The sequence below is a fragment of the Thermopolyspora sp. NPDC052614 genome (assembly GCF_040678635.1).
Classification (GTDB): domain Bacteria; phylum Actinomycetota; class Actinomycetes; order Streptosporangiales; family Streptosporangiaceae; genus Thermopolyspora.
Map to the genome: position 1 here is coordinate 321,413 of NZ_JBFATZ010000006.1, position 15,018 is coordinate 336,430.

The following is a 15,018-nucleotide window of genomic DNA, read 5'->3' on the forward strand; positions in this document are numbered from 1 at the left end:
GGCGCCATCGCGCCACCGTACCCGTCCGCGGCTATCGAATGAAGGAGCCCGGTGCGTTCGACAGTCCCCGTGGCGTGCCCGCCGGCACTCCAGCGGCCGGGACCTGGGCGTTGATCGCCAGATCGGCCCCGACGTACTGCGGTGCCGTGGTGACCATCCTGTCCACCAGATCCTCCTGGAACCTGGCATCCGCCGCCGCCACCGCCGGAGCCACCGGAAGGGCGCCGGGGAAGGCGTTCTGGGCGGCCTCGGTGAGCCGGGTCCTCGTGTGCGCGGCGACCGCGCCACCGGCGGCGATCGTTTGCACCAGCAGTCCCGGCATGTTGATGTGGTAGCGCATCAGCGCCGCCCAGCCCTGCTCGCTGGTCACGATGTCGCCCAGCGTGCCGCCGGTGAACACGTTCGGCATGTCGAGCGGTATCGCCCTGACCGCGTCGAGCCGGTGCAGGCCGAACCGGAGCGCCTGGTCGAGGAAGTCCGGGCTCGTGCGCAGCGCCGTCATCACGCGGAAGAACGAACGCCAGGAGCGGAACCACTCCATGGCGGCCAGGTCGGCCACGCCGTTGTTGAGGGCGCGGGGCGTGCTGCGGTCGAGCGCCGAGTCACCCGGGCGGCGCAGTCCCAGCAGCAGTACGGGGGCCAGATACTTGCCCGGCGACTCCGGCGGCGGCGGCCACGGAACGGCGTCCACCCCCCAGGATTGGAAGTCGCGGCGGAATGCGGCGGGAGCCCGGTGCTTGTAGAACGACAGCATGGCGCCGAGTTCGCCCACGGCGTCCTCGTCGGGATCGCCGGGCTGGGACTTGGGGTTGAGGAAGAGCGTCCAGTGGAACGGCCCCAGCGAGAGCCTGGCCCTGTCGTAGCAGTTGAGCGCGTCGATCTTGCCGCCGGTCTCGACCGCGCTGGCCGCGTACATGACGCGGAACACCGAAAAGGTCACCACCGCGTCGGCGAAGGCGAGCAGGAAGCGCGGCCAGGTGAGCACCGTGGTGGTCCAGGTGTCGGACGGGGGCCACGTCGAAGGGCCGTGGAAGTTCGCGGCGGCGTCGGACAACCATCGGCCGAGCCGATGAGCGTGTACGTCGGCCGAGGCGAAGCGCGGGTCCAGCCCGCCGAAGCCGGGGTGGGAGCCGTCCGGCTCGTCGGCGGGGAACGCGGGCACGCGACGCAGCCGGTCGAAGGCCCAGACCCGTCGGTCGGGGGTGACCATGGAGTCCCACGCCCACAGGTCGTCGGCGAAGATCGGCCGTGGCTCCCTGGGTGCGGTCGCCGGGGTGGACCGGCAGGCGCAGATCCTGACCGGATTGCGCGGGGACGTCACGCCCGCCTCGGTGGAAAGCTCGGGCCCGTCCGCGGGCACGCGGGGGAGTTCGAGCCAGATCTGGAGGCAGCGGCGGGTTTCCCAGTCCACGACGCCATGGGCCTGTCCCAGGTAGCGCCGCCACGGGCGGACTCGGGCGTCCGCGCCGCCCAGCCGCGCGAAGAGCCAGGGTTGGCTCGCCTCGATCTGGAACTCGCGCACCGTGGCGCGGACGTTCTCGTCGAACTGCGACGTCCCGGCGGGAACGCCGGTGAATCCCAGGGACGCGAGGTCGGCCACGAGTTGCGCCACCCGGCCGCCGGCATCGGCCGGACGGGCCGTCCCGCCGTAGACGCGCCCGGCGTCGGCGTCGCCGTGCTGCAGGTCGAACCCGCCGTACAGTGGCGCGCCGGCCGCGGCTCCCGGCCGGTGGACGAGGAAGCCGGACGGCCACGGATCCGGTACGGGCGTCTGCGCCAGGTCGGGCCGGAAGAGGGTGGCGAACCAGTCGGCCAGGGTGGTGACGACCTGCCGGCTCCACGACGTGTTCAGCGCCTGGATCAACGGCCGGGCCGGTGCGCCGTGAGCCATCCCGCCGTGCCAGAGCGCGCCGCAGCGGACGGTGTCCAGCAGCACCTCGCGATCGCCGTGCCGGAGAGCCGGGCTGGCCGCTTCGAGCATGGCCGCCCGATCGTACGGCGGAGCCGCCGGATCGTACATGATCTCCAGCGCGTCGGCGGGCGTCATGCCGCCGGAGTCGGTGAGCAGTTGTCTCACCCGGAGCGCGTCCACGGAGCCGTAGAGGTCTTCGGCGCCGAGCCGCCGGGTCAGCGCGGCCACGAGCCGCGGCCTGGCGTCCACGGTGAAATCGAGGCCCTTCTCCACCTCGTCCCAAATCCGCGGCTCGTTGCCGCCGGAACGATGGAACTCCACCCGCCACCGGTGCCACTCCGCCCAGACCCGGCCGAGGTCACCGGCCCAGGTGACGAGATCGAGCCGGTGAACCCCGGCCCGGTGCGGCAGCCGGAACGACTGCCTGACGCCGGTCTCGACGTCGAGGGCGAGCCAGATCCGCCGCGTGGACACCACCGGCACGGGGAGGCCGGTCGCCTCGACGTAGCCGCAGGTGGCCAGCAGATCCCATGCGGCGCCGCGATCGACCTCGTCGCGGGACCGCCCGCCGTAGAAGGCGGGCGGGGCGGTGTACTCGCCCGGATTGGCGAACAGCGCCGCGTCGCGGACGGGATGCTGCAGGAGCCGGAGCCGGGTGACCAGTTCCGGCCATCCGGAGAGTCCGGCACAGGCCACGCGCAGGGCGGCGGCGTACTCCCCGAGCGGCCGGGCGCCCGCCCCCCGCTCGCCCGCGAACAGCACGGGACCGAGTACGCCGGCGTCCGGGCGGGCCTGCGACGCGACGAGATTCACCAGATCGACCAGCCGGGGCAGCGGCATGTGGGCCTCCCGTCGCGATGGTAGACCGGGGCCGGTGCCTGTGATAGAGACGCATCGTGGAACGCGCCGAGCACAACCTTGGCCGGTGGGTCGGCGTGATCGCCGCCCCCCTCATCGACGCCGTCCACTCGGACGATCCGGTCAGAGCCGTCCGGGATCTGCTCGCCGGTTTCGGCTGGGACCTCACCTCGATCGCCGATCTGACGGCGGTGGCGGAGCCGCTGTCGGAGCTGGCCCGCAGCGCGCTCGCCCTCGACGACGCCCTCGCCGAGGAGCCCGCCGACGTTCTGGACGTGGCCGCGGCGGTCGCCGCCGTCGGCGCGGCCACCGGCCGGGTCGCCGCCGTCGTCTCGGCCTGGCGGCCGCCCTCGATCGCCCCCGACGAAGCGGCCGCGCTCGCGGGGGAACTGGCCCGGGACGTGATCGCGGGCCTCGCCGACCTGGCGCTCAGAACCCGCGCGCCCCGGCTCCGCGCCGTCCTGCTGGCGCTCGGCGTCATCGGGCTCGACCCTGTCGGCGAGGTGCGTCTGGGTCCGAACGTGGTCAGACGGCCCGGCGTACGGCTCGGCGTGCGCGTCGACCGGCTGGGCCGGTGGCTCACCGATCCGGGCACGGCCCTGCACGACCTGGTCGCGGCGGCCGCCACGCGAAACCTGCCCTGGCCGGACCTCGTCGCCGTCGCCTGGGATCTCCTCGGCCCGCAACTGGTCGGCTCGCTGATCGGGGCCGGGTTCCCGGCCGTGTGGCGTCCGGGCGACGCGCTGTCACCCCCGTCGATGTGGATCTTCACCGGCGAGGAGTTGCTGGGCGCGGGCTCGGCGACGCCACCCGCGTGGATCGCGATCGCGGTCGAGGCCGACGGCGGCACCGTGCTGGCCCACGTCGTCCCGCGGGGCACCTGGCAAGCGGCGCACGAGGGAGCCGCCTGGAAGGCCCGGTTCGCCCTCGACGCGGGCGGCGCCTTCACCGTCTCCGGCGCCGCGGTCACCGCCGACGCCGACATCACGATCGCCGCCGAGGTCGCCTCCGTCGCGTCGCCGGTCGTACGCCTAGGGCCCGACGACGGCCTCCACATCGACCTGGGCCGGCTGACCCTCGGCCTGTCGGCCACCCTCACCGACGGGGCCCCGCCCGACCTCGGCGTCAGCGTCGGGCTCCACGGCATCCAGGTCGCCTTCGGGCCGGGCGGCAGCGACTCGTTCGTCGCCAGGCTGCTCGGCCAGGCCCTCGCCGCCCCGGTCGACGTGGCGGCGGACTGGACGCGCGGGGGCGGCCTGCGCGTCACCGGCGGCCTCGACCGGCTGTCGGTGGTCCTGGCCGAGCAGCTCGCGCTCGGGCCCGTGACGGTCCGGCGGCTCACGCTGACGGCCGAACCCGCCGACGGAGCGTTCGCCGTGGGGCTGGTGTCGAACGTCGTCGCCCGTCTCGGCCCGCTCACCGCCACCGTGGAGGGTGTGGGGCTCACCCTCCGCCTGGACGATGGGACCGGCAGCCTCGGGCCGGTCTCGGCCCGAGCCGGCCTCAGACCTCCGAAGGGAATCGGCCTGTCGCTGGACGCCGCCGCCGTCTCCGGCGGCGGCTACCTGTTCCTCGACCCGGACAAGGGCGAGTACGCCGGAGTGCTGGAGCTGTCGGTCAAGGTGGTGAGCCTGAAGGCGATCGGCCTGCTGAACACCAGGCTGCCCGACGGCCGGCCCGGATTCTCGCTGCTGCTGATCATCACGGCCGAGTTCCCGCCGATCCCGCTCGGCTTCGGGTTCACCCTGCTCGGCGTCGGCGGACTGCTCGGGGTCAACCGTACCGTGGCGCTGGAGCCGCTGCGCGAGGGCGTGCGCACGGGTGCGCTGGATGCCGTGCTCTTCCCCAAGGATCCCGTCGGCAACGCCACCCGGCTCCTGCCCGCGCTGCGCACGCTGTTCCCGCCGGCCGAGGCCCGCCACGCCTTCGGGCCGATGGTGCGGCTCGGCTGGGGTCCCAAGCAGCTGCTGGAGATGGAGCTGGCGCTCGTCCTGGAGCTGCCGTCCCCCCTGCGGCTGATCGTCGCGGGCCGGATGCGGCTGCGGCTTCCGGACGAGAAGGCCCCCGTCGTCCTGCTCCGCCTCGACGTGGTGGGCATCCTCGACCTGGACCGGGGCGAGGCGTCCATCGACGCCTCCCTGGTCGACTCGCGGATCGCCGCGTTCACCATCTGCGGGGACATGGCGATGCGGGTCGGCTGGACGGGCGGCACCCGGTTCGCGCTGGCCGTCGGCGGATTCCATCCCCGGTTCACGCCGCCGCCGGGCTTTCCCGCGCTCAAACGGCTGAGCATCAGCCTCGGCGAAGGGGACAATCCGCGGATCCGGTTGGAGGCGTACCTGGCCATCACCTCCAACACGATCCAGTTCGGCGCGCGGCTCGACCTCCATGTGGAGGCGGGCCCGTTCAGCGCCGCCGCCCATGCCGGCCTCGACGCGCTCGTCCGGTTCAGCCCGTTCCATTTCGTCGTCGCGTTGAGCATGGGCATCGACGTGTCGTGGGGCGGGACGCCGCTTCTGCACGCGCAACTCGAAGCGAACCTGGAAGGTCCGGCGCCCTGGCACGCCTACGGCCACCTGGAGTTCGGGATCCTGTTCCTGAAGGGCCGGATCGACGTCGACATCACCGTCGGCGAGGCCGTCTCCGCGCAGGCGCCGAGGGTCGACCTGGAGACGGTGCTGCGTTCCGCGCTGGAGGCCGACGACGCGTGGACCACCGACTCGCCGCCCTCGGCGACCACCGGGGTGAGCCTGCGCGGCGGGCCGGCCGGAGGGCTCGTCATGAGCCCGTTCGGCCGCTTCACCGTCCGCCAGCGCGCGCTGCCGTTGTCCACCACCATCACGCGGTACGGCGCCGCCGTACCCGAGCCGGGCACGGCCACGCGCTTCGAGGTGCGGGCGGTGACCGTGGGCGGGACGCGCCAGGTGGACCCGCCCGCCGTGTTCGACGGCTTCGCCGCCGCCCAGTACGCCGAGCTCAGCGACGACGAGCGGCTCAGCCGCCCGGCGTTCGAGCAGATGCCCTCCGGGGTGACCGCGACCGTCTCCGCGCACCGCTGGCCGCAGGACGCGGCGGGGACGCCGATCGCGCGGACGGCCGACATCGTCTACGACGAGGCCGTGATCGACGACGTCGACGCCCCCACACCCGACCCGGTCGGCAGGAGGCTCGATCCCGCTCTGGCCGGCCTGCTGGTGGCGTCCGGTGCGGCGGCCGGGTCGGCCTCCAGGCGGGCGCAGGCCGTACGCGGGCCGGATCAGCGCGTCGAGGTCGTCGAGGAGCGGTATGTGGTCGTGCCCGTCGGCGCCCTGCCGGACACGCCCCCGGCCGCCCCCACGAGCTACGCCCAGGCCGCGGAGCGACGGGGCGAAGGACAGCTCGTCACCGCCGGGGAGGTGACGAGGTGAACCGGTACACCTTCCTGCGGTGGCTGCGCTCCGGCGCGGCCGGCGCCATCCGAAGCGTCGAGGGGGCCGGCCGCACCGAACGCCGGGCGGGCTTCGCCGTGGACGTCGAGGTGCAGGGGCTGCGATCCGGGGCACGCCGCGAGATCTTCCTGCACGGCCCGGGCGACGTGATCGGGCTCAATCCGGCCCAGGTGATCCGCCGGTTTCCGGAGCCGGACAGCCCGGCCGTCGGCACCGACGTCTTCGCGCACGTGGAGTTCGACGACCCCGACCTGCCGTGGCGCTACACGCCGTTCGGCGAGCGGACCGCGCCGGACGCGGACGGGCGGGCGCCGCTGCGGCACGGCACGCTCAGGCCCTGGCTGTGCCTGATCGTCGTCAGGCTCCGGACGGGGGTCTCGTTCGGCCTGACGCCCGGCTCTCCCCTGCCGGTGCTGCGCATATCGGACAGGGCGGGCGAGGAACTGCCCCCTCCGGACGAGCTGCACGCCTGGGCGCACGTCCAGGTCATCGGCGATCTGCCGGGCACCGCCGCGGAGATCACCGGCATGTTCGACACCGAGCCGCGACGCACCCTGTCCCGCCTGGTGGCTCCCCGGCTGCTCGACTCCGGCACCCCCTACCTGGCCTGCGTGGTGCCGGTGTTCGAGGCGGGGCGGCAGGCGGGGCTGGGCGAGGAGGTGACGGCCGGGCCGGACGATCTCGCCTGGGCGCCCGGCGCGACGGAGGCGGTTCTACCCGTCTACGACTCCTGGACGTTCGCCACCGGTCCCGAAGGGGAGTTCAAGCAGCTCGTCAGGAGGCTCAAACCGGTCAGACTCGACGAGATCGTCGACGCCGACGGCATTCCCCTGGTGGGCAGGCGGCCGATGGACACGGGCTCGCCCGGCTTCGGCCTTCCCCCGGGGACGGTCGCCGACCTGTTCGGCGCGTTGCGGCTGGAGGGCGACGACCCCGCGGCGGGAGCGGACGGCGGCCTCGCGGACGCGCTCCTGGCGGCCGTCAACGTGACCGACGCCGTCGCCCCGCCCGTGTACGGCAGATGGCACGCGGCCGCGCCGGTCGGCGTACCGAACCCGGACTGGCCCGCCTGGCTGTCCGCGCTCAACCTGCACCCGGGCCTTCGGGTCGCCGCGGGCATGGGGGCGGAGGTCGTGCGCGCCAGGCAGGAGGAGTTCATGGCCGCCGCCTGGGAACAGGCGGGCGAGATCCTCAAGGCCAATCAACTCCTGCGCCAGGCCGAACTGGCCGTGGCCGCAGCCGCCCGGCTCCACCTGCGGCACCTGATGCCGCTGCCCGACGTGCGGGCGCTGGAGTTCGCCGGTCCGGCGCTGTCGCGGCTGCGCTCGACGGCCGATCCCGCCCGCACGCCGGCCGGCGTCATCGACGAGCACTGCCTGCCGCGCGTGTGCCTGTCGGGCCAGTGGATCCGGCTGGTACGGCGGCGCGGCCCGCTCATCCGCCGCGTCGAGCGCCGGCACGACGACACCCGCTACGACCCGGCCGACATCACCGCCGCCCTGGCGCGGGGGGACCGGCAGGCCCCGCCGCCCGATCCGGCCCCCGCCGCCCTCGTCACCCCCGACGAGGTCGTGGGCGCCCTCCGCGCAGGCGTACCGGCCGGGCGGGCGCAGGACCGCGCGGCCTTGGCGGACCTCCTCGACACGCTGCGAGAACGCGGCACGACGGCGCCCTGCCGGCCCACCCCCCTCGACGTGATCGCCGCCGACGCCCGCGACAGACTCCATCCGGCCACGACCATCCCGCGGCGGGTGGGCGCCCGGCTGCGCCTCCCCGCGGGCTCGCGATCCGCCGACCGCATCGACCCCATCATGGTCGCTCCGCGGATCACCGCGCCGATGGCCCGCTTCCTGGCCGAGCAGGGGCAGGACTGGATACTTCCGGGCCTCGCGCACGTTCCCGCCGAGACGGTCGCCGGCGTCGTCGCCAACCAGATGTTCGTCGAGGCGTTCCTCACCGGCATGAACCACGAGATGAGCCGCGAGCTGTTGTGGCGCGGCTACCCCACCGACCAGCGAGGCACCGTCTTCCGGCACTTCTTCGACCCCGGATCCGCGCCGGGTCCCTCGCCGGGAGACATCACCGAGATCCACACCTGGGGATCCGGCCCGCTGGGCGCTCATGCGGCGAGGGCGGGACCGGCCGACCGGTTCGTCCTGGTCATCCGCGGCGAACTGGTGCGCCGCTTCCCCCGCGTCGCCGTCTTCATGGTCAAGGCGATGCTGAAGGACGGCAGGCGCGTGCCGGCGCCGGTGGACGCCACGGCCGAACTGCCGGTGTTCTCCGGAGGGCTAGAGCCCGACGCGGTGTTCTTCGGGTTCGAGGTGTCGGCCGCCGAGGCGGCCGGCGACCCCGGCCACTACGTCGTCTTCCAGGAACAGCCGACCGAGCCCTGTTTCGGCCTCGGCGCGGTCTCCGGAGAGACGTCCGACGGCCGCTACACGACCTGGGCGGGCCTCGGCCGCCCCGACGTCGCGACGACCGCGGGCGGCTACCTGGACCTGACCGCGACCACCACGCCCGGCTTCCTCAGCAGGATCCCCGGCATGCCGCCCGAGTGGGACGGGCGCTCCGACTCCCTGGCGGCCATCCTGCTGCGGCGCCCCTTCCGCCTGCTCGTCCACGGCTCCGACATCCTCCCGAGGAGGAGGGCATGACCACCCCCCTCACGGCCGTCGGCGCCGCCCGCGAGGCGCTGCGCGCCGCCGACGAGGCGGTGCGGGCCGCCCGGGGGAGCCGCGACGGAGCGGTTCTCGCCCGCGACACGGCGATCGCCCGAGGCGACGGCGCCGCCGCGGACGCCGCCGCCGATCGGATCGCCGCCCTCGACGCGGCGATCCCCGATCTCGAGGCGGCCCGCGCCCGGGCCGCCGACGAGCTCACCGGTCACCGGGAGGCGCTGCTCGGCACGATCGCCGACCCTTTCGCGCTTCTGGACGGCCGCCTGCCGCTGCTCCTGCTGCCCGCCCGGCTGGAGACCCGCTTCGCCTGGCAGGATCCCGGCGTACCGGGACGGCACACGTTCGCCCGCCCCGCCGCAGGAGCCGGAACGCCCGTCCTGCTCGTCCGGATCTTCCCCGACGACCTCCATGTCGACGCCCACGACCCCGCCCTGACGCCCAGGGAACGCAGCCTGCGAAGGACCTTCCTCGACCGGGTCGAGGCGGGCCGGGACCTGATCGACTTCGTCAGAGCCTGGGAGGAGCTGATCGCGGCGACCTCCCCGGCCCGCGCCGCCTGGATCGCTCACTCCGCCCGCCTCGGCAATCCCCGGGAGGCGCCCGACCGCTGGAGGAGGGGGGCCCGGGCGGCGCTGCTCCCCGACCGCTGGCTCGCGCGGGCCCGGATCGGACAGCAGATCCTCCCGGGCGCGAGCACCCTCGTCCGGGAGCCGCTCGACGTGAGCCCCGCACCGCTCACCGCGGTCCCCGACTGGATGCTCGACTTCGCGGCGGCCCGGAAGGCCGGCATGGCCCTGACCATCACGCTGCCGCCCACGTCCGGCACCCCCCGGGTGGACGAGCTCATCGTGGTCGGCGCCCACGTCTCCCGTGACCCCGCCTCGTCCGCGGCCGCCCTGGAAGCGCTGCTCGACGCCCACCACTACACCGACGGCCTTTCCTTCGTACGCCCGGGCGCCCCCACCAACGCCCTGCCGGGCACCCGGCCCGACCGCACGAGCAGACCCCCGGCGCAGGAGGTGTTCCGGGTCGAGGGGGACCTCTGGCCGCTGGTCAAGCCGGGCGCCACGCTGGTCGACGAACCGGCGGCGGACGGCAACGAGGCCGCCCGGCTGCTGGGGATCGGCCCCTCCGTGTTCGGCCACGTCCACGGGGCCGACCTCCGGGTCCGCGAGGCCGCCCGGTGCGTCCGGCGCCTGCTGGCCGATGTCGCGCTCCCCACGCTGCGCCTGCTCTGGTCGCCCGTGCTCACCTCCGGCGACCTGCTCGAAGCCGGATCCTTCCTGGCCGAGGCGGTGGAAGGGCTCGGCCCCATCCCGGCGATCCGCGTCGGCGACCAGCCGTACGGAATCCTTCCCGTCGGTTTTGTGGAGCCGGGCGACCACGACCTGACGCCGTTCGAGTCGCGCCTGCTCCGGCTGCTCAACCGGCTCCGCACGAACATCTGGGAACCCGCCGCGGCCGACCTGCCCAGGATCGGCGGCAAAGGGACCGATCCGACGCGGACGCTGCTCTCGCTGCTGAGGGCCGACGGCGTCACCCGGCGGCTCGCCGTACGGACCATGCTCGGGCCCGTCGTGGCGGCGGCGCTGCTCCCCGCGCTCGCCCCCGGCAGGCTCGCCGAGATCACGCAGGCCAGGCAGCAGGTCACCGACCTGATCAGCATGCTCGCCGGCGGTCAGCCGGCCGGCCCCGCCCGTCTGGCGGAGACGTCGCCGCTGTCGGGGACCACGCCGGTCACGGTGCCGTTCGTGCAACCGGACGAACCCGGGCCCGGCCGGTCCGCGCACGAGTACCTCGACCAGCTCTCCTTCGGCTGGTCCTCCACCCTGACCACGGTGCGGCAGCTCATCGACCCCGCCGCGTTCTCCGGCTCGCTGCTGTCGGCCCTGGCCCGCACCGCGCTGCTCACCACGGCCGACCACGCCGTCCGGGCGATCCTGCGCGACGAAGGCGTCTTCGACCCGCAGACGATCGACGCCTGGGATCACGAACTCGACCGCACCCCCCTGGGGCCCACCATCTACTACCGGCTCGACGACCGGTTCGGGATCGTGCTGCCCGCCCATCCCTCCGCCCCGGTGGCCGACCTGCTGCTCGGCACGCCGCCGCCGAGCGGCGCCGAACCGTTCCTGAACACGCTGGAAACCGTGCGCGAGCTGGCCTACTCCACCGGCTTCGGCACCTCCCGCCATCGACGCCACCCGCCCGAACTGCTGGAGGCCGTGCTCAGATCCGAGCTCGGCCTGCTCTCCCACCGGCTCGACGCGTGGTTCACCGCCCTGGCGACCGAGCGGCTCCGCCGGATCAGGGCGATGCCGGGACGGGAGCGTGGTCTCACCATCGGCGCGTGGGGCGTGCTGTACGACGTGACCGCTGTGCGCCGCACCGCGGCGGCCCCCGCCGACCTGCCCGGGGACGCGCCGGGTGAGGTGCTGCTCGACCCGATGAACGCAGGCCACGTGCACGCGCCCGGCGTGGGCCACGCCGCTGCCGCCGCCGTGCTCCGCTCGGCCCATCTCGCCCACCGGCGGCCGGGGCAGAGCACCGCGGCGGGTGAGGCGTTCAGCGTGGACCTGTCCTCGCGGCGCGTCCGCACCGCGCTCACCCTGCTGGACGGGGTACGCGAGGGCCAGCCCCTGGCCGCCCTGCTGGGCTACCGCGTCGAGCGCATCCTACGCGCCCGCGCCCCGCACGCCGTCGCCGTGGTACGACGGGCCGCCCCCCTCGTCGCCAACAAGACAAGCCCCCAAGGGCCCGTCGAGCAGGTCGCCGCCGACAACGTCGTGGACGCCCTCCGGCTCATCGCGCTCACCGGTTCCGGGGACGCCCAGGCGGTGCGGCAGGCGCTGCGGCCGCACTTCGGCACGCTCACCGACGCGCAGCGGACCTCCGCCGTCGACGCGGTGACCGAGGCCCTCGCGGACGCCCGCGAGGCGGCCGACGCCGTGGCCGACGTGCTCGTGTCGGAAGGCGTCTTCCAACTGGTGCGGGGCAACCCCGCGCGAAGCGCGGGGGGAACCGACGCGCTCAGCGGCGCGGGCAGCCCACCCCCCGAGCCGGAAGTGGTCGCCCAGCCGCGCACCGGGACCGGCGTCACGCTGCGCGCCGCCATCGTGCTCCCGGCCGAGGGCCCCCTACCGGCCGACCGGCCGGAGGGCTGGGCGGTCGGCCCCAGGGCCGAGCTGGAGCCCGCGCTCGAGCGGTGGGCGCGAGCCGTACTCCCGGATCCGGCCACCGTGAACATCGCCTTCACCGGAGGCGCCGACAGAACCCTCGCCCAGACCCTCGCCCAGCTTCAGGCCGCCGCCACGACCGGCCTGCGCATGTCGGCGCTCGACTTCGTGGCCTGCGCGCGGCCCGCCCTGGAGGCGCGGCTGCTCGCCATGGCCAGGCTCATCGACCCCGCCGTCAGCGCCCTGGCGGCAAGCGACTCCTTGACCGTGGCGGAGGAGATGGCGACGGCCCTGCGGAACCTGCTGACCGCCGCCCGCCCGCTGCAGTCACGCGACTTTCCCGTCCCGATCATGCCCGCTCCGGCCCCCGGCCCGGCGCTCGCGCGGGTGGACGCCCTCGTCCAGAAGATGATCGCCGTTCGCGACGCCCTGCGGGCCGCCGACGATCGAGACGCCCTGGTCGCGGCCCTGCTGGCGGCGGACCAGGTCGGCGCCGCCAACGCCGTCCCGCCACCCGGCGGCGAGACCGCCGAACTGGCCGCGCTCGCCGCCGCCGTGGCCGCCGACCTCACCACCCGCCTCGCGGCGCACGACGCGCTGCCCGCGCCCGACCCGGCCGACGAGTCCGCCCGTGCCGCATGGGCGTACGAGCGGGTCCGCGCCGCGATGGGACCGACCGGCTGGGTGCTGCCCGCCCTCGGCAGCCGAGCCGACCCGGCCTTCGCCGGCGGCGTGCCCGCCGGGGTCACGCCGCGGTCGGTCGCCGTGGTGGTCGCGCAGCGTGCCCGCGTACGGCCGGGAGTCGCCCGGCTCGACCGGCTGCTGGGCTGCGTGGAGGCGGTGCACGCCACCGTGCCCGCCTTCGCGGTCACCCAGCACCCGATCGCACCGGGCGAACGCTGGGTGGCCCTGACGTCCGCGGGAGAACGCACGCCCGGCGGACGTGTCTCCGTGTTCGCGCACACCCCGTTCCCCGGGGAGACGGGCGCCGTGGCGGGGCTCCTGCTCGACGACTGGACCGAGGTGGTGCCCGCCACCCACGAAACGACCAGCCTGACCTTCCACTACGACGCGCCGACCAGCGCCGCGCCGAATGTCGCGCTTCTGGGAGTGCTGCCGCCCAACGCGGAGCAGTGGAGCGCCGACGCCGCAGTGCGGATCGTCGAAGAAGGGCTGGCCCTGGCCAGGCTCCGCGCCGTCGATCCGCACACGCTGCCGCTGACGGGGCAGCTGTTGCCCGCGCTGATGGACCGCGAGGATGTCGAGCCCGGCGTCGGCGCGGGCCTGAGCGTCAGCCACCTGACCGACCCGAGCTGAGGTGCCCGATGCCCATCGGCTTCTACGCCCGCTTCGAGCCGCACACGAGAAGCGACGATGTGGAGGAAGGACTGGCCGCGCGGGTCTACGACCCGGCCTGGACGTTGTCACGCCAGTGGCAACTCGGCGAGTTGCTCGGCGACGACGGCGGCAGTCCCGTCACGGCCCGGCACGTCGGCCGGATCTCCCGGTGCACCGCCTACGCCGACCGCGCGGGCCGACGCGAACTCCCCCCGGACGCCGGGCCCGTGGAGGCGATGGCGGAAGCCGTACCGGTCACTTGGCCCAGATGGCCCAGATCGCTCCGCGTCGACGTCGGCAGGGCACTGCTGCGCTGCCTGCGAACGGCGGGCCTGGCGGACCGCGTCCACCCCTTCCTCACGCAGTTCCCCCTCGCCCCGAAAGACGATCTCGCCGCGGGCCGTGTACCCGACGGCGCGCTCGCCCACCGGACACTCGCACCACCGCTGCGCGCCACCCCGCCCACGTTGCCGAACCTGCCGGATCTGGTCGTCGACCAGCCACTCATCGACGCCGCACTCGACTGGCTGCAATTCTGCGACGCCCTCATCCCGCCGCCGGCGACCGCATGGGACCCGGCCCGCATGGAGTACGACTTCACCATGGAAGCCCCCGGCGTCACCCTCGAAGCCGTGGAGCACGGCGGCGGCACCCTGGAGTGGTGGGCCTTCGACGCCGAGCCCGCCCCCTCCGCCGGGCAGGAAGACGCCTACGACGTCACCACGGTGCCCACCAGAGTCACCTTCCCCGGCATGCCCGTCCCCCGCTGGTGGCAGGAGGAGGACGCGGTCATCGACCTCGGCGCCGTCGAGGCACACCCCGCCGACCTGGCGCGCATGGCCGTACTCCAGTTCGCTCTGCTGTACGGCAACGACCACTTCGTCGTCCCCGTCCACATGCCCGTCGGCGCCTTCTTCCTGACCACGCACCTGCTGGTCACCGACGTCTTCGGCACCACCACCCTGGTGCCGCCGAGCACGGGAACGGCCGCCCGCTGGACCATGTTCACCCTGTCGCCGATCAAGGAGTCCGGGGTACACGGCGGCTTCCTGCTACCCGCCACCGCGGTGCAGCCACTGGTTTCCGCACCCGTCGAGGAGGTCCTGCTGCTCAGGGACGAGATGGCCAACCTGGCCTGGGCCATCGAATCCACCATCGAGGGCCCAAACGGCGAGCCGATCCACCGCACGGAGCATTGGCACCGACCCCCGGAAAACGATCCGCCCGACACCGGCCCCCCGACATACCGGTTCGGCACCACCGTGCCACCGCACTGGTTTCCCCTCGTACCGCAACGTGATCCCAGCGGCGACGCCCCAGCCTTCGCCGTCCAGCAGATGGCCGACGACCCCACGTCCGTGCCACTCGGGGAATTCGTCGCCATCGGGCAAACGATCGCCGACGATCGCCTACCCCGCGAGGGACGCCGCCTCATCCGCGATCACATGCTGGCACGGACAAGCGACGGCGGCACCGTCGTCTGGAGCCGCAGGCGCTCCAGGATCGGCCGCGGCGAAGGCTCAAGCGGCCTGTCCTTCGACCTCGCCCAATAAGAGGCCGCCGACCTGGCGAACCGCCCCCACACCGGCAGGCCGACGACGGCACGACCCCCACCCGTCCCGTCC

5 protein-coding genes are annotated in these 15,018 nt (G+C 74.4%); 4 read left to right on the forward strand and 1 reads right to left on the reverse strand.

The window, feature by feature from the left end; all coding sequences use genetic code 11:
• Nucleotides 1-31 precede the first annotated feature (31 nt).
• On the reverse strand, nucleotides 32-2,752 hold the full coding sequence (locus AB0K60_RS15995) for a hypothetical protein (RefSeq protein WP_364054336.1): 2,721 nt from the start codon (nucleotides 2,750-2,752) through the stop codon (nucleotides 32-34).
• Nucleotides 2,753-2,808: 56 nt separating this feature from the next.
• On the opposite strand from AB0K60_RS15995, the gene AB0K60_RS16000 reads away from it, so the two are divergent.
• Genes AB0K60_RS16000 through AB0K60_RS16015 form a run of 4 tightly spaced genes read left to right on the forward strand, consistent with a single transcriptional unit; the run spans nucleotide 2,809 to nucleotide 14,946 of the window.
• Complete coding sequence (locus AB0K60_RS16000) at nucleotides 2,809-6,177, forward strand: DUF6603 domain-containing protein (RefSeq protein ID WP_364054339.1); 3,369 nt, start codon at nucleotides 2,809-2,811, stop codon at nucleotides 6,175-6,177.
• The gene (locus AB0K60_RS16005; protein ID WP_364054342.1) at nucleotides 6,174-8,855 is read left to right on the forward strand and encodes a hypothetical protein; all 2,682 of its coding nucleotides are present in this window, start codon (nucleotides 6,174-6,176) and stop codon (nucleotides 8,853-8,855) included. Before AB0K60_RS16000 ends, AB0K60_RS16005 begins: the two co-directional genes overlap by 4 nt.
• On the forward strand, nucleotides 8,852-13,372 hold the full coding sequence (locus AB0K60_RS16010; RefSeq protein WP_364054345.1) for a hypothetical protein: 4,521 nt from the start codon (nucleotides 8,852-8,854) through the stop codon (nucleotides 13,370-13,372). Before AB0K60_RS16005 ends, AB0K60_RS16010 begins: the two co-directional genes overlap by 4 nt.
• A gap of 8 nt (nucleotides 13,373-13,380) precedes the next feature.
• Nucleotides 13,381-14,946: a hypothetical protein gene (locus AB0K60_RS16015; protein WP_364054348.1), complete on the forward strand. Its 1,566-nt coding sequence runs from the start codon at nucleotides 13,381-13,383 to the stop codon at nucleotides 14,944-14,946.
• The last annotated feature ends 72 nt before the right edge of the window (nucleotides 14,947-15,018 follow it).